Annotated in this window: 19 protein-coding genes and 1 pseudogene; 9 read left to right on the top strand and 11 right to left on the bottom strand. The window is 40.6% G+C overall.

What is annotated here, in order from left to right:
• The first annotated feature begins 18 nt into the window (after positions 1 to 18).
• On the top strand, positions 19 to 222 hold the full coding sequence (locus V7K32_RS12670) for a type II toxin-antitoxin system HicB family antitoxin (protein WP_334993646.1): 204 nt from the start codon (positions 19 to 21) through the stop codon (positions 220 to 222).
• Positions 219 to 428: a type II toxin-antitoxin system HicA family toxin gene (locus tag V7K32_RS12665; RefSeq protein WP_334993644.1), complete on the top strand. Its 210-nt coding sequence runs from the start codon at positions 219 to 221 to the stop codon at positions 426 to 428. Before V7K32_RS12670 ends, V7K32_RS12665 begins: the two co-directional genes overlap by 4 nt.
• A gap of 7 nt (positions 429 to 435) precedes the next feature.
• On the opposite strand, the gene V7K32_RS12660 is transcribed toward V7K32_RS12665, so the two are convergent.
• Positions 436 to 906, bottom strand: coding sequence for a DUF29 domain-containing protein (locus V7K32_RS12660; RefSeq protein WP_334993642.1), 471 nt, complete (start codon positions 904 to 906; stop codon positions 436 to 438).
• A 96-nt stretch (positions 907 to 1,002) separates the two neighbouring features.
• Between V7K32_RS12660 and V7K32_RS28735 the strand changes: the two are divergent.
• From V7K32_RS28735 to V7K32_RS12645, 4 genes and pseudogenes are all read left to right on the top strand, one after another.
• Positions 1,003 to 1,128 (top strand): annotated as a pseudogene (locus V7K32_RS28735) (TRCF domain-containing protein); the annotation flags it as partial.
• 420 nt (positions 1,129 to 1,548) lie between these two features.
• A complete protein-coding gene (locus V7K32_RS12655) occupies positions 1,549 to 1,767 on the top strand; it encodes a hypothetical protein (protein WP_334993640.1) in 219 nt (72 codons plus the stop codon).
• Positions 1,764 to 2,033 carry a ParE family toxin-like protein gene (locus V7K32_RS12650; protein ID WP_334993638.1) on the top strand — a complete coding sequence of 90 codons (270 nt, stop codon included), beginning with the start codon at positions 1,764 to 1,766 and terminating at the stop codon, positions 2,031 to 2,033. The genes V7K32_RS12655 and V7K32_RS12650 overlap by 4 nt, the downstream gene beginning before the upstream one ends.
• 203 nt (positions 2,034 to 2,236) lie before the next feature.
• The gene (locus V7K32_RS12645) at positions 2,237 to 2,638 is read left to right on the top strand and encodes a type II toxin-antitoxin system HicB family antitoxin (protein ID WP_334993636.1); all 402 of its coding nucleotides are present in this window, start codon (positions 2,237 to 2,239) and stop codon (positions 2,636 to 2,638) included.
• Positions 2,639 to 2,680: 42 nt separating this feature from the next.
• On the opposite strand, the gene V7K32_RS12640 is transcribed toward V7K32_RS12645, so the two are convergent.
• From V7K32_RS12640 to V7K32_RS12630, 3 genes are all read right to left on the bottom strand, one after another.
• Positions 2,681 to 3,136, bottom strand: coding sequence for an NUDIX hydrolase (locus V7K32_RS12640; protein ID WP_334993635.1), 456 nt, complete (start codon positions 3,134 to 3,136; stop codon positions 2,681 to 2,683).
• Between the two features lie 8 nt (positions 3,137 to 3,144).
• The gene (locus tag V7K32_RS12635; RefSeq protein ID WP_334880694.1) at positions 3,145 to 3,597 is read right to left on the bottom strand and encodes a DUF3531 family protein; all 453 of its coding nucleotides are present in this window, start codon (positions 3,595 to 3,597) and stop codon (positions 3,145 to 3,147) included.
• 139 nt (positions 3,598 to 3,736) lie between these two features.
• The gene (locus V7K32_RS12630) at positions 3,737 to 4,696 is read right to left on the bottom strand and encodes a Sll0314/Alr1548 family TPR repeat-containing protein (RefSeq protein WP_334993633.1); all 960 of its coding nucleotides are present in this window, start codon (positions 4,694 to 4,696) and stop codon (positions 3,737 to 3,739) included.
• 326 nt (positions 4,697 to 5,022) lie between these two features.
• On the opposite strand from V7K32_RS12630, the gene V7K32_RS12625 reads away from it, so the two are divergent.
• Positions 5,023 to 5,697, top strand: a complete 675-nt coding sequence (locus tag V7K32_RS12625; protein WP_334993631.1) for an ABC transporter ATP-binding protein — start codon at positions 5,023 to 5,025, stop codon at positions 5,695 to 5,697.
• Positions 5,698 to 5,780: 83 nt separating this feature from the next.
• Positions 5,781 to 6,539: a 16S rRNA (guanine(527)-N(7))-methyltransferase RsmG gene (gene rsmG / locus V7K32_RS12620; RefSeq protein ID WP_334993629.1), complete on the top strand. Its 759-nt coding sequence runs from the start codon at positions 5,781 to 5,783 to the stop codon at positions 6,537 to 6,539.
• 369 nt (positions 6,540 to 6,908) lie between these two features.
• On the opposite strand, the gene V7K32_RS12615 is transcribed toward rsmG, so the two are convergent.
• The 5 genes from V7K32_RS12615 to V7K32_RS12595 form a co-directional block, all read right to left on the bottom strand.
• Positions 6,909 to 7,616, bottom strand: coding sequence for a hypothetical protein (locus V7K32_RS12615; protein WP_334993627.1), 708 nt, complete (start codon positions 7,614 to 7,616; stop codon positions 6,909 to 6,911).
• Between the two features lie 497 nt (positions 7,617 to 8,113).
• Positions 8,114 to 8,998 carry a hypothetical protein gene (locus V7K32_RS12610; RefSeq protein ID WP_334993625.1) on the bottom strand — a complete coding sequence of 295 codons (885 nt, stop codon included), beginning with the start codon at positions 8,996 to 8,998 and terminating at the stop codon, positions 8,114 to 8,116.
• 266 nt (positions 8,999 to 9,264) lie between these two features.
• Positions 9,265 to 10,020, bottom strand: coding sequence for a superoxide dismutase (locus tag V7K32_RS12605; RefSeq protein ID WP_334993623.1), 756 nt, complete (start codon positions 10,018 to 10,020; stop codon positions 9,265 to 9,267).
• Positions 10,021 to 10,346: 326 nt separating this feature from the next.
• Positions 10,347 to 10,688 carry a hypothetical protein gene (locus V7K32_RS12600; protein ID WP_334993621.1) on the bottom strand — a complete coding sequence of 114 codons (342 nt, stop codon included), beginning with the start codon at positions 10,686 to 10,688 and terminating at the stop codon, positions 10,347 to 10,349.
• A 65-nt stretch (positions 10,689 to 10,753) separates the two neighbouring features.
• Positions 10,754 to 11,377: a Uma2 family endonuclease gene (locus V7K32_RS12595; protein WP_334993619.1), complete on the bottom strand. Its 624-nt coding sequence runs from the start codon at positions 11,375 to 11,377 to the stop codon at positions 10,754 to 10,756.
• A gap of 82 nt (positions 11,378 to 11,459) precedes the next feature.
• Here V7K32_RS12595 and V7K32_RS12590 point away from each other — a divergent pair, with 82 nt between their 5' ends.
• A complete protein-coding gene (locus V7K32_RS12590) occupies positions 11,460 to 11,609 on the top strand; it encodes a hypothetical protein (protein WP_334993617.1) in 150 nt (49 codons plus the stop codon).
• Positions 11,610 to 11,722: 113 nt separating this feature from the next.
• On the opposite strand, the gene V7K32_RS12585 is transcribed toward V7K32_RS12590, so the two are convergent.
• Positions 11,723 to 12,829 carry an ABC transporter ATP-binding protein gene (locus V7K32_RS12585; protein ID WP_334993615.1) on the bottom strand — a complete coding sequence of 369 codons (1,107 nt, stop codon included), beginning with the start codon at positions 12,827 to 12,829 and terminating at the stop codon, positions 11,723 to 11,725.
• A gap of 306 nt (positions 12,830 to 13,135) precedes the next feature.
• A complete protein-coding gene (locus tag V7K32_RS12580; RefSeq protein ID WP_334993613.1) occupies positions 13,136 to 13,864 on the bottom strand; it encodes a GUN4 domain-containing protein in 729 nt (242 codons plus the stop codon).
• Positions 13,865 to 13,909 lie beyond the last annotated feature (45 nt).

The following is a 13,909-nucleotide window of genomic DNA, read 5'->3' as shown; positions in this document are numbered from 1 at the left end:
ATAGAGGACAATCAGTTTATGAAAATTAGAGCAATCATTCATCCAGCAGAAGAAGGCGGCTATTGGGCAGAGGTTCCCGCACTTCCTGGTTGTATTACTGAAGGCGACACCATAGAAGAGGTAATAACTAATTTAAAGGATGCTATTGAAGGTTGGCTTGAAGTTGCCAACAGTCGCAATTCAATTGAATCAACAGATCAAGTTGTCGAAATTGCTGTATGAAATCGATTTCTGGTAAACAAATTTGTAAGATTGTGGAGCAAAAAGGTTGGGTTTTGCAAAGAATTACTGGTAGTCATCATATTTATGAAAACCTTGAAGTAGAAAAAATCTTGTCAATTCCTGTTCACCGCAATCAAGACTTGAAAGTTGGAACATTAAAAGCCTTGATGAAAATAGCCCAGCTATCTGAAGAAGATTTACTTTAATTTCAAATTACTGCTCTGATTCATCTAGTAACTTGCTTGGTTCACCGGGGTAGAAATCATAGTCCACAATCTCTAGCAAACTGTAAGGACACTCTACCGGAAAAGTCCGCTTGGGCAAATCTGTTTCTCCAACAGCTAATTCGATACCTTTAAGGTAGGCTTTGCCAAGTGCTTCTTCTAGGTAAGGCTTTAGGCTAGGATTGTCTTCAAGCAGTTCAGCAATATCTAAGCGTTGAATCCGAAGTGTTGCTAACCAGCTACGGCTACGGCGTTGGGACTGGTACTGCCATTTTAGTAAATGACAAATTAACACGCTTAGACGATTTCGCAGCTCTTGACGTTGCTGTTTACCCAAAGATTGAATCTCCTCAATCAGATTTAGCAGATCAATCTGACTCCACTGCTCAGTCCGAAGTAAAGTTACTTGTTCCTGTGTCCAAGCGTAAAAATCAGTTTCGTAGAGGCTTGGTGAAAGCATTGGTATCTTTGGGTTTATTTCAGGTACACCCATTAGGTTAGTTCAACCTCAATGTCTTTGCTTTTATTGTAGAACTGTCTCAAATTAAAGCGATCAATTTTTGCTATGGAGAGCGATCGCTATGGTACTTTACCAGTGTCTGCAAATCAATTTTTGCAAGTCATGGAACTTAAACAGCTAGCGAAAAAACTCCGGAGATTAACAATTGCAGAATTTTATTGATGCTTTCGGGAGAATGCAGAGTGTGATTTCAGAGAAAGCAATAACCATCGTTGGGGAGAGCTATTATGCTTTTCTTCCACTGTAGGCGATCGCAGCTACACCGCTATTACCGCGGATTACATACCCGATTTGAATCAAAATTTGATTCTACCTACGTTAGATAGCTTGAGAATCTTGGGAATACTGATCAAAGAACTCAATTGTATAAACCGCAGAAAATTGGGAGGATCTTGTCTATGTTCAAGGTTATCGTCGTAAGGATGGAACCCATGTTGAAGGACATTGGCGCAACAAATAGCTCTGTTATCAACTAACCAACTCATCTATCCTGGTTGGCAATAAAGATAAAGCGATCGCACCCGATAACCCGAACAGCGTGCAAGCAGAGATAATTTATAGTATGACTTTCGTATAACAGCTATGACTGAGCTACTTGAACAAGCGATCGCCAAACTCAAAATTTTGCCTCCCAATGAACAAAATGCGATCGCGGCGTTGATTTTGGAAGAACTAGAAGATGAACGCTCTTGGGATGAAACTTTCGCCAGTTCCCCTGACGTACTAGCTTTCCTTGCAGCCGAGGCAATGGCTGAATACCGTGCAGGAAAAACCCAAGAGTTAGATCCTGATACATTGTGAAGTCACGTATAACCGCTCAGTTTCGTCAAAGGTTTGGTGATCTACCTGAGCAAGTTCAAGAGCAAGCCCGTGAGGCATACCGCCTCTTTAAACAACATCCGAGCCATCCAAGCTTACGCTTCAAAAAAGTACATCCAGAACTACCAATTTATTCAGCACGGATTAGCAAAAGTTATCGAGCGGTTGGACAGTTAGATGGAGATACCGTTATTTGGTTTTGGCTTGGTTCACACGCAGAATATAACAACTTGCTCTCTCAGCTATAGCGACACAGTGCGATCGCATACCCAATTTATAGCGAGCGGTTCTCAGTTGAGTGAGGTACAAGAACCCCACCCCCAACCCCCTAAGAGCAAGCGAGGAGCTTGCTATGATGTACCTCATTTGATTAGGAAACGCTATAGATGAAAAGACGAGCGGATCTATGTACAGCAAATAGTTGAACTATTAAATTTAGAAGAGTGGATTGATGAAGACACTGAAGCAGAAAAACCAGCAGATTGAAAAGCCGTCGTTAGAATATTATTTAAATCTTCAGTACCCTGTAACACTTTACCCCGATCCAGAGGGTGGATATGTAGCCAAAATTAAAAATTTACCTGGATGTCTTACCCAAGGCGAAACCCTTGAAGAGACAATGGCAAATCTCAATGAAGCGCGGGAATTATGGATTGAAACAGCTTATGAAGCCGGCGATAATATTCCTTTACCAAGTAATAATGATAGCTATAGCGGTAAACTAATACTACGAATGCCAAAATCTTTACATCGACGTTTAGCTGAGACTTCTGAACGGGAAGGCGTTAGTCTCAACCAATATATTGTGTCTTTGCTGAGTGCGGGAGCATCATTAACAGCAAAGCAATCTTAGTAAATTCCCAGATGTTTTATCCAGATGTTTTATCCTGATGTTTTATAAATATTCAAAAAATACTTCAGGTACTAATTTGAATTCCCCAGATTTCAAGCGAGAGATATCTATCCATAACGCCCTATGTTTATGAGTTTGTGATTCTGAAAAAACTAAACTTTCTAGTTGATAAAATTTTGAATCAGCAAAGTCACATTGATAAAGCTGAATAATTTCATGACCTTGCCTACCATTAAATGTAAACAGGTTCTCTATACAACCTAAATATTTAATATTTGTTAAATCTGCCTGAATTTCTTCTTGAAACTCTCGTTCTAAGGCGGTGCGACTGGTTTCGCCAAATTCAACACCACCCCCTAGAGCACGATAAAATGTTTCTTGCTTAACGGGATCGTAGCCTTCAGAAAGAAATATGCGTTCGCCCTTGGCGATGGCAGAGCCATCGCCATTCCGAATTAGCCCCAAAGCTATTACCCTAATTTCACCTGCTTTATTCATTTTTGTAACTAATTATCATAAATAGACTGAGGACGACTTTCGCTATCCTCAATAGGCCAATCGGAATTTTCGCCACCGACGTACAATTCTTCAATGGTGACATATTCTTGACTTAGCTGTGTGAGGGCGTTGATTAGAATATCCAATGCGATCGCATCACTAGTTCCTAAATCAAACCAACAACGCCCCCACTGTCCCTCATATTCAAACTCCCCGATGTTGTGCATCAGTGCTAACAGACTTTTGTCATACCCTTGTTCATCATAATTCATGTAGCTGATATCGAGTCCAGTGTCCTGCACCTGAAGATTCTCTGCATTAAATGCACCCAATTTACCCAGATAAAACCAGGAGTTGAAGACTTCTTCTACATACTGCTTTTCACGCGCAGAAGGATTAGTGCTGAATTTCAGCCAAATCCACATATCAAAAGGATTAATTTCGCGGAACTGAATCTCCATTTTGGTCTAGCATCTCAATTACTGTTCTGCAAATAAGCATATCAAAGTAGGGAGTGGGGAGTGGGGAGTGAGGAGTTAGGAGTTAGGAGTTAGGAGTTAGGAGTTAGGAGTTATTATTTCCCACCTGCTCTATGCCCTATTATCTAGAATTGCTCAGGCTAACAGCACTGCTGCGTTCACGTTCAATTTGTTTGACTAAATCGCCTGGGAGTTGGGATTTTTTAGTCAATGCTTTGTCAAAATTAGCGATCGCTTCCTGGATTATTTGCTGGCTTTGTTCTTTTTGCCCCAGTTTTTTGAGTATTTGGGCTTTAAGATAATAAATTTCTGGATTATCTGATGTAGTTTTGATCGCCCGGTTGACATACTCTAGTGCCTGTGGATACCGCTTTAAATCCCGATAAGCAAGGGCAATACCCCGATCTACTAGATACCCAGGAGCAGCATTTTCTTCTAAGCGTCCAATTGCCTGATCTGGGCTGGCAAAAGGCAAATTAACCGCCAATAATAAATCCATATAACCCTTGATTAAATTCAGTTCTGGATCGTTGGCAGAAATTGCTTCGGCTTTGTCTAAATATTCATAAACTTGCCGCAACCGACTAAAGGCTTGCGGTACACCGTTGACTGTACCCTCACGGGTGATAATTACTGCTCCCTCTAAAAAATGACCAACAGCAGTGTATAAATTACCACGCAAGGGATCGCTAGAAATCAGTTTTTGTCCAGTTTCTAGAGTTTTTTGGCTGTAGGTGTCTAGTTTAGCCCAATCCTTATTTCCGTATGCTAAAGATGCGTTCATGGCATAAGCTAGAGGTTCATTTGGCTCTTTGGATAGTGCTTGTTGCAAATAACGCTCTGCTGCTGGATAATTGCCCTGTTGGAAAATCGCTTTAAAAGCGGCTTCTGTTTGGTCGCCAATTTGATGAGGTTCACGATTGCGAAACGGATCGCCAGCCAATGAGGGATTTACCCATAGATTAAGTGCGATTGCCCAAGGGGCAACGCCAAAGGCGAACGCAGCACCAAAAGCAGTCTGAGCAAGGATAGTAAGTTTAGCAGACACTACTAATCGAGGCGAAGAAAACCTTTTAGTCATTTTAATCCTCAGAATATTTGCGGTTGAAATAGTTGTATGTGTTACTTAGAATGCAAAAAATGGTTAAATTTTAGACTGGGCGAAATCGAAGTGTTAAGTTGCCTCTGCTGAAACCAAAATTTTCTTATATTCAAGGTTGACTTTGGTAATTTTTCCATGTTCCCAGGCTGGTTATAGCCAAAGTTTTCAGGGTGAGTCTGCCACAATGGAGAAAAATGTGGATGATTCTTGCTGCTAGATTAAGGTGTTAATCCTTTCTTTGAATTTTCTAGATGCTCTCAGTGTAGCTAATCAGTAATTTGCTGACTTTTTGGTAATCTTAACAAATGCTCTATCTCCGAAATCTAATTTATCACCCGACAGCTTGCCCAGCAGCGATTCTCAAATCGATCAACTTGGAATTAGCACCCCAGCAGCTAGGTCTGATTATTGGCGCGAGTGGTTCAGGTAAAAGTACGTTACTAGAAATTTTGTCGGGACTAGCCGAACCCACTAGCGGCGGCCTCTTTTGGCGAGAACAAGAACTTATAGCCGAACAGCTACAACAATTGGCTGGGTTGGTATTTCAGTTTCCAGAGCGGCACTTTTGCGGTGGTTCAATTTTAGAAGAATTGCGTTTAGGACATCCTGAGTTAGGGTCAGAACGAGTCAGAGAAGCACTAACTGAGGTGGGATTAGAGCATTTATCGCTTTCGGCTGCCCCACATGCTTTGAGTGGTGGTCAGCAACGACGTTTAGCTTTAGCAGTGCAATTGATTCGTCAGCCAAATTTACTGTTATTGGATGAACCGACAGCTGGGTTAGATTGGTCAATGCGTCGGCAGCTGGTAAATTTATTAGCGAAACTGAAACAAGATTGGACGCTGTTAATAGTGACACACGATGCTGGGGATTTGCTAGCGATCGCAGATCGTTGCTGGACACTCAACCACGGTGAACTACAATCAGTAGACCCAAAGACACTAGAAGCGAAAGTTAAAGAGCCTTTACCATCGGTGTGAATGGGGATGACGGAGATGAGGGAGATGAGGGACTGAGGGACTCAGGAAAGAAAGAATAACTAATGCCCAATGACAAATGACAAATGACAAATTTATTGCCTGAGATGGCAGAAATCTGGCAGCAAACTCTGAATTGGCAACCAACTGTCCAAGACCAAGCACAATTTCAAAAGCTTTATGAGTTAATCCTAGAAGGTAATCGCCAACTAAATTTAACTCGGATCACTGACCCCCAAGAGTTTTGGGAAAAACATCTGTGGGATTCTCTGCGACCAATTGCACCCCTGTTATCAGCAAATTTCTCTCCTACTCTTCTGCTCCCTGGCATAAGTGCTTCCCCCGCTCTCATCGATATTGGTACAGGTGCAGGTTTTCCAGGTATTCCAGTAGCAATTACTGTACCTAATTGCACAATTACTTTGATGGATTCAACCCGGAAAAAAATTACTTTTATCGACAATATATTAACCGAACTTGCCCTTACCAATGCCAAAACTCTTGTTGGTAGGGCTGAAGAAATCGGTCAGCACCGCCAGCACCGACAAGCTTACGATATTGCATTGATCCGTGCTGTAGGGGCAGCCTCTGTTTGTGCAGAATATACTCTACCATTGCTTAAGCCTGGTGGTTTAGGGGTAATTTATCGCGGTAATTGGACAAAGGAAGAAACCACGGATTTACAAAATGCTGTTAACCAGTTAGGTGGTGTGATTGAGTTAATTGAAAAATTTACCACTCCTCTAAGTGATAGCATCCGTCATTGCCTTTATGTGCGTAAGGTAGCAAACACAGCACTTAATTTTCCTCGTGCTGTAGGTGTACCTTCTCAAAAACCGCTTTGAGGAGGAGTCCGTGCGAGAAAGAGGGCGTTGCTGAGTGAAAAGATGAATTAGCCACATAAAATGACTCCTCCCCGCAAGGGGGAAGAGGTGAGCAAAAATCAAACTTTGTCAGAGCAGGGTTGATAAAGATATTAGACTTCTTGCAAAAGTCCTTAACATCCCCACTTCTAAGAGGAAATTCTTAGGAGTGGGTTCTTATTTTTGATTTATGCAAGAAGTAAACAGAAGTTGAGCGATGGATAAGGACTCTGAGGGTTTTGTCGTAAGCTTTCTAGAATCTCTTGCTAGAATTCATTAATTGATTTTTGCAACTGTATAAATGGGTTTCTCCAGAACGAATCGCATCCCATATCTCAGCTTAACCACTACTTACCAAGGATTCGCATTTTGATCGTTAATTTTCACCCAATAGCGAATACCTGCGCTACTCAGATTAGGATCGTCGGATTGTGCCCAAAAACCCCAACCTGCATTTGGAGCGGTGCCATCATGAAACTCTGCCATCCTGAACCCAGATAGATGATAACGTTCTTGACCAGCTTGGTCACATTTACCATCTGCTACTTCTGGAGACACCAAGGAGCTACCTAGAACGTTAGGAATAGCGAAGATTTCTCCACCAGACCAAGAGTTTTTAGATGCACCACCAGGCGTAATAGCAGATTGAGTCTGATTTGGAATCGGATCAACTGCGAGTTCCAGTGATTTACGAATGCAAAGTAGTGACAGGGCTTGATTTACAGAAGTATCACCAGAATAGGGATCGGTTTGACTATCATATCTAACTTGGGCATAGGTTTTGCCGCTGTTGTATACATTGGTATATATAACAGTGTTGATAATCCAAGTCATGGCTTTTTTAGTAGATACTGGATTCCATATTGGTACTGAGTCTATTGGTTCTGAGTCTATTGGTAATTGTTTTGCGCTAACTGAAGATGCTGAAACCATTGAGGAACCTATTAAGACTACAAAAGTTAACAGTTTTCCGAACTGTTGGATCAATTGCATACCTGTGTCATTTCCTCTAGTGTTATTTTTTGTGCTATGGTCTGTAGTGCCGCGGCTAACTGCCATTTTTTTTCAGCCAAAAACTGCTTGTATAGCAGCTATCAACTTGCTAGCTATAAATTATTTAAAAAGTTACATAACTTTAGAAATTGGTAAAAGTAGCAGTTTACAGTGCTGGAGAACAGCGTGTGGTGACAACAATACTGCTCGGTTTTTGGATTTTTCGATAGTGTTTTAGGATGTAGAGACGCTTTCTTCGTAGCGGCACGAAGTGCAATTTCGCGTCTCTACACAAGGTTTTTGGTCTTATCCAAGCAGTATTGGTGGTGACAAGGTGTGAACAGAGTTATAAAAACAATTTCAGGAGATCGAAAACTTTTGTCCGTTGACAAAGTAATCAGCATTTGAGCCGATATAAGTCATCGAAAAAGATTTAGTTTGAGGTTTAATCTTATTGCTGCTCTCTACAATTACGAGCTTCATCTCGCCCAACCAAATTTGCTTAAGCGACTTTTGCAAGAGGTCTATTGTTTGGAGGAAATTAACCAGACAAAATATTAGCCCTAATTCCTCAGAATATACCAAGTGCCATTACTCGGTCGCCATACTGCGAAGTCACTTTTAATAGAGAAATTATAAATGCCAGGGGCAGGAATATCACCATTTAGGCCCAATTCTCTAGTAACTACTTGACCTGTAGAACTGTTAATTATATACCAAGTACCATTACTAGGTCGCCATACTGCAAAATCAGCTCTACCATCATCATCGTATTTACCAGGGGCAGGAACATCGCCATTTACGCCCAATTTTTTAATAACTACTTGACGCGTATAACTATTAATTACATACCAAGTACCATTACTGGGTCGCCATACTGCAAAATCAGTTCTACTATCATAATCATAATCGCCGAAAACGGGAATATCGCCCTTTAAACCCCATTTTTTAGTAACTGTTTGCCCGGTAGAACTGTTAATTACATACCAAGTACCATTACTGGGTCGCCATACTGCAAAATCAGTTTTACCATCATTATCATAACTGCCGGGAACAGGAATATCGCCATCTACGCCCAATTGTTTAGTAACTGTTTGCCCGGTAGAACTGTTAATTACATACCAAGTACCATTACTGGGTCGCCATACTCCAATATCAGTTATCCTATCACCATCATAATCGCCGGTAACGGGAATATCGCCATTTACACCCCATTTTTTAGTAATTGTTTGACCTGTAGAACTTTTAATTACATACCAAATACCATTACTGGGTCGCCATACTGCAATATCAGTTCTACCATCCTTATCATAATTGCCGGGAACGGGAATATCACCAGCTACACCCAATTTTCTAGTACTAACTTGAGCTTGTGCTTGAAAATTTAAAATTCCAATAAATAATGGAAGATTTAAAACAAGCATGAATAATTTGTAACCAATCTTCATGAGAATATTGTCCTTATAATCAAAATAACTCAAGAGTGTTTTTATTCAAATTGTACATTTGAATAAATGATTTTAAGCTTTTATAGTTGCCCAATAAAGCAATCACAAACTCTAAATGTTGCGATTGCTTCGTTCAATTTCATTACGTACCTCTGCGGGAACACCAAGGGCGAGCGCAATGACAAAATATGTTTTTACACATTTGGGATTTTCCCATTTTTGTTGCCAGTTTTTAAGCGCCTATAACTCTAAATTTTTATCTAGTTTCAGGCAAATTTAGTTGCTGCTGCCAATCGCTTATTAATCTCATCCCAATTAACTACATTCCACCAAGCATCTAAATAATCGGCGCGGCGATTCTGGTAATTGAGATAATATGCATGTTCCCATACGTCATTACCCAAGATGGGATATTGATCTGCACTTAAGGGACTATCTTGATTAGCTGTACTTGTCACTTCCAATTTGCCACCTTTGTTACGCACTAGCCAAACCCAACCACTACCAAAACGACCAGCACCAGCTTCGTTAAACTGTTTTTTGAAAGCTGCAAAAGAGCCAAAATTTTGATTAATCGCGGAGGCTATATTTCCTGTTGGTTCTCCCCCACCTTTCGGCTTCATAATTTGCCAGAACATTGAGTGGTTCACATGACCACCGCCATTATTGCGTACTATTTTGCGAATATCTTGTGGTACATTGTCAAGTTTTTGCAACAGTTCTTCAACACTTTTACTTTTGAGTTCTGGATGTTTGGCTAACGCTGCATTCAGGTTTTTTACATAAGTTGCATGGTGTTTATCGTGGTGAAATTGCATCGTTTTGGCATCGATGTGTGGTTCCAGTGCTTCGTAGGCGTAAGGTAAAGGCGGTAGCTGGATAGTCCCTGTTGTCTTTGCTGGTGTATTTGCTATTGCAGCATTTCCTTCAGGAGATTTCTCTGCTAATGCACAAGCATCTAATGCAAAAGCACCCGCACCTGATGTGAGTAAAAACAAGAAATACCGTCGATTAATAGTCATATAGGTTTTTGCAGCGAATTCATTAAGTCTCTATTGCAGTTTTTATTTTCTTAGATTTTGGGTACAAAAAATTGGGAATTGGCGATTATTTCTGGCAGTTTAAGAAACTATTTACAACAATTGTAATATTAGGTACTAACATTCAAAACTTTATGTATTTTTACTTAAACTATCTTTTTACAACTAATCATAGGTTCGCACCCAACCACCAAAAAATAAACCCCGTCGTCACAAGAGACGCTACGCTACGGGGTGTTAAGGGAATTATCGGGTATTAGATGGTTAATCGAGGTCGTCAGGCATTCCAGCCACCTTAAACTTTTTTCTTACTTTTTTCCTCGCTTAAAATTAAATATAGGCTGATCAATGCCTTCGGGTAACTGTAAATGAAACACATACTTATTTATGTTAGTAGGATCAGACGGGTTAACAGTACGCTTAGTCCCGTATCCCCATATATCTCTTATGTATTTACTGAAGAACGTTCGCGATCCTTCCCGTCCGGTTCCGATATTCATTCCCTCATTATCAAATTCATCAAGTGTTGATCCTTTCATGAGTAGGGTGACAATTATATGTATTTGACTATTTTCTATAGTAATAGGCTTAAGTTTATCCTTAGATTTAGGAGCAACATCTACGTATTTATCAACATTTTTAGTTGTCATTTTATCAATTACTAGTTGTTACGGGTTTTGTATTTTTTGCTGAAATGTTGGGAAATGCGTGTTTATCAATAACGCACTGAAAAAATTTGTTCAACAGTTAGATTTAAATCTGGAAATCTTGGTGATTCTATACGCTCGTCTCCTCTAAACTGTTTACCACGATATTCACCCTCATCACTTAAAGAGTAAATTGTGATTGTTGGTTGTTTGGGGTCGCCTATCAATTCCTTGCTACCCAAAGCAGCATAATCCACAATCCAATATTCTTGAATACCCATTTCTTCATAATCAGCAAACTTTTTATGATAATCATCTCTCCAGTTAGTACTCACCACTTCAATCAGCAATGGAATTGAATCGGGTTTACTAAGGATAGATTGTTTCTCCCATAATGGTTCATTACCCAAGTTAGAAAAATTCATTAATAAAACATCAGGATAGTACCCTGACATTTTATTTTCTGGCTTCACTGTAGCGGTTTTAGGTATACCGTAATAAAGTTTAAGACGAAGACACTCATACCCTAATATCATTGTTAAAAATGCTATTATTTGCTCGTGTTTGCCTGATGGCGGCGGCATTTGAATAATATCTCCATCGTGTAATTCATAACGAATGTTTTCCGGTTGTGTCTCTAAAAACTCTAAATATTCATCAAATGTAAATAGTTTTTGTAGTGATTGAATCATTATTTCATCCTGATTATGGATATAAACAGTTCTCACTGCTGTAACCTGAAAATTAAGAGTTAACGGGGTGTAGCGGCCAAAGGTGAAAGTAAATCGGCATGGACGCGCCAAAGTTCTTACTCGGCAAAAGATACAGCAAATTTTCGCTATTGGGTTAACAAATGAGCGCGATCGCACGCAAGGGCAAGATCAGAGTTACAGATCAAAAATTGGATTAACGGCGGTGTGGTGATGATTCTGGATGCGATCGCTAACCTATCCCTCGCTACCAATTACAGCGATTGCCCCTACATCCGGTCATAGCGATCGCACACAAAACAATTATATTAGACATCTCCGAAGCGCTTATAATATTCTATCGCCAGTTTTGGGATCAAATACAAACAAGTAATTTAAATCGAGTTGTAGAGAAAGGCGATCGCCTGGACGAAAACGCATATCCCCGCCCACCTGAATATTCAATACCACCGCCGAACCAGGTAAACCAGCACGAATCAAAGTTTCTCTCCCCAAAGGTTCGACTACTTTAACTTCTACAACCAACTGACTCTCATTTGCTTCTTGGTCTTTTTGGCTATTTGGCGGTTCGTTAATAAAAATATGCTCTGGACGAATCCCTAAATTAAAACTGTGTCCCTGACGCAACTGCAATTTTTCCCTCAAAACTGCTGCAATTGCTAATAACTGTCCACTGACATCAAAACCATTATTTTGATAGATTGCAGGTAAAATATTCATTGGTGGACTGCCTAAAAAACTTGCCACCATTTGATTAGCAGGACTTCCATAAATAGTTTGGGGATCGCCGATTTGTTGAATCCGTCCACGATTTAGGACGACGATTTTATCAGCTAAAGTCATCGCTTCAACTTGATCGTGGGTGACGTAAATAGTTGTAATGCCTAATTCTTGATGTAACTGTTTTAATTCTGCTCTGGTATCATCGCGCAATTGAGCATCTAAATTAGATAAAGGTTCATCAAGTAAAAACACTTGTGGTTGACGAACGATCGCTCTCCCTAATGCTACCCGTTGTTGCTGTCCCCCAGAGAGTTGTTTGGGTTTACGATCCAGTAAATGATCTAGAGAAAGCGATCGCGCCACATTCATCACCCGTTCTTGAATGATTTTTCGGTGAACCTTCCGCATTTGCAAGCCAAAGCCGATGTTTTGCGCCACACTCATGTGAGGATAGAGAGCGTAATTTTGGAACACCATCGCTACATCTCGTTGTCTGGCTGGGATATTATTCACCAAGCGATCGCCAATAAATAGTTTACCAGATGTGGCAGTTTCTAAACCCGCGATCGTTCGCAAAATTGTAGATTTCCCACAACCCGATGGCCCGACTAAAACCCAAAACTCCCCATCAGGAATTTCAAAGGTAATATCTTCAATAGCGCTGACGTTATTGAATCTACGTTTAATATCTTCTAGACGAACGTTTGCCATTATCCAATTTGATATTTTTAGTTTGGGATCTGTGGCACTTTCAAGTCAACACTAGAGGCTTTTATCCGCCCCCTCCGAGTATCTGTAAGTGCATAAACTTGGTTGTCCTGCACAACTCTAATCACAAATCTTAGTGCAGCTTTGCCTAAGTTCGTAGCGAATGGAATCAAATAAACTTTGCGCCCCTCTGCGTTATACTCTGCGCCCCTCTGCGTTTAAACTTAAATCCTCAATTGGTGACAAATTTACACGTAGAATTCTCGGTTAGTGGGATTGATCATAATCTATTTGTCCCTAGACTCAAAATCATTTTTCTGAATTCTTCGACCAAGCAGCGTGAGAGAGTAAAGAAGCAAAGACCCGTACCCCCCGAAGTTGATTAGAAAGGGGTAAGTGACCTCTAGGCGCACTCAAATCCCAGGTAAACTCGTTAGGGTATCTTGTCCAGCTATTACCTGCTTTCCAGCCAATTTTCGGCCAGAAATTCTCCCAATTTTTACCCAAGCTTAACCAGATTTCTCGCTGGACTGAAAAGCCAAATTTAGCTTCCGAGTGGACTAACCAGAGATTGTTAATAGTTTGCAAGTCAACAGCCGAGACATTTTCTACCTCACTAAAATACAACCATTTTCGTTGTACAGCCGTTGGCCCTGATAGTTCACACATTTTTTCTATGGTGACGCGATCGGCTGCTTGGAAGTCTTGAACAGCTAGTAACTGTTGCAAAGAATTGTAGTTAATCCCACACTCTGATTTTAGAGGTACAATTCCCTCAGGAAAACAAGAGCGCAGAAATTCTTGAGCTTGGGGTGCATCAGAGTTATAAAGGACTTGGTAAGCTTTGCCATCAACCCAAGTCGCTGGGTTTTCACGTCGTTTCAGTAAAAATTCCATCAACACGTCTAATCCCTCATTACCCAACTCAGCTAACTGTGGGATTATCTGCTGTTGGACTTTTTCAGACCCAGCGATTAACGGTCGTCGGAGGGAGTCGATGTCATTAGCAGGGCTTGATAAAATCATTGGGTCTGTCATGCCATTCTTGTGTTAGCGGTCAGTGAAAGAGCGGTAAGCTATTGC

It is taken from the genome of Nostoc sp., assembly GCF_036917635.1.
Lineage (GTDB): Bacteria > Cyanobacteriota > Cyanobacteriia > Cyanobacteriales > Nostocaceae > Nostoc.
Note: the sequence above shows the minus strand (reverse complement) of the source record. Positions and strands in the feature narration are given on the sequence as shown.

What these genes read in the sequence shown, in the direction of transcription:
- V7K32_RS12655 (WP_334993640.1), top strand. Translation starts at nt 1,549, where the DNA reads ATGACTGAGCTACTTGAACAAGCGATCGCCAAACTCAAAATTTTGCCT.
- V7K32_RS12595 (WP_334993619.1), bottom strand. Translation starts at nt 11,377, where the DNA reads ATGATTCAATCACTACAAAAACTATTTACATTTGATGAATATTTAGAG.
- V7K32_RS12630 (WP_334993633.1), bottom strand. Translation starts at nt 4,696, where the DNA reads ATGACTAAAAGGTTTTCTTCGCCTCGATTAGTAGTGTCTGCTAAACTT.
- V7K32_RS12670 (WP_334993646.1), top strand. Translation starts at nt 19, where the DNA reads ATGAAAATTAGAGCAATCATTCATCCAGCAGAAGAAGGCGGCTATTGG.
- V7K32_RS12580 (WP_334993613.1), bottom strand. Translation starts at nt 13,864, where the DNA reads ATGACAGACCCAATGATTTTATCAAGCCCTGCTAATGACATCGACTCC.
- rsmG (WP_334993629.1), top strand. Translation starts at nt 5,781, where the DNA reads ATGACAAATTTATTGCCTGAGATGGCAGAAATCTGGCAGCAAACTCTG.
- V7K32_RS12585 (WP_334993615.1), bottom strand. Translation starts at nt 12,829, where the DNA reads ATGGCAAACGTTCGTCTAGAAGATATTAAACGTAGATTCAATAACGTC.
- V7K32_RS12625 (WP_334993631.1), top strand. Translation starts at nt 5,023, where the DNA reads ATGCTCTATCTCCGAAATCTAATTTATCACCCGACAGCTTGCCCAGCA.
- V7K32_RS12605 (WP_334993623.1), bottom strand. Translation starts at nt 10,020, where the DNA reads ATGACTATTAATCGACGGTATTTCTTGTTTTTACTCACATCAGGTGCG.
- V7K32_RS12600 (WP_334993621.1), bottom strand. Translation starts at nt 10,688, where the DNA reads ATGACAACTAAAAATGTTGATAAATACGTAGATGTTGCTCCTAAATCT.
- V7K32_RS12640 (WP_334993635.1), bottom strand. Translation starts at nt 3,136, where the DNA reads ATGAATAAAGCAGGTGAAATTAGGGTAATAGCTTTGGGGCTAATTCGG.
- V7K32_RS12610 (WP_334993625.1), bottom strand. Translation starts at nt 8,998, where the DNA reads ATGAAGATTGGTTACAAATTATTCATGCTTGTTTTAAATCTTCCATTA.
- V7K32_RS12660 (WP_334993642.1), bottom strand. Translation starts at nt 906, where the DNA reads ATGCTTTCACCAAGCCTCTACGAAACTGATTTTTACGCTTGGACACAG.
- V7K32_RS12635 (WP_334880694.1), bottom strand. Translation starts at nt 3,597, where the DNA reads ATGGAGATTCAGTTCCGCGAAATTAATCCTTTTGATATGTGGATTTGG.
- V7K32_RS12665 (WP_334993644.1), top strand. Translation starts at nt 219, where the DNA reads ATGAAATCGATTTCTGGTAAACAAATTTGTAAGATTGTGGAGCAAAAA.
- V7K32_RS12615 (WP_334993627.1), bottom strand. Translation starts at nt 7,616, where the DNA reads ATGGCAGTTAGCCGCGGCACTACAGACCATAGCACAAAAAATAACACT.
- V7K32_RS12645 (WP_334993636.1), top strand. Translation starts at nt 2,237, where the DNA reads ATGAAGACACTGAAGCAGAAAAACCAGCAGATTGAAAAGCCGTCGTTA.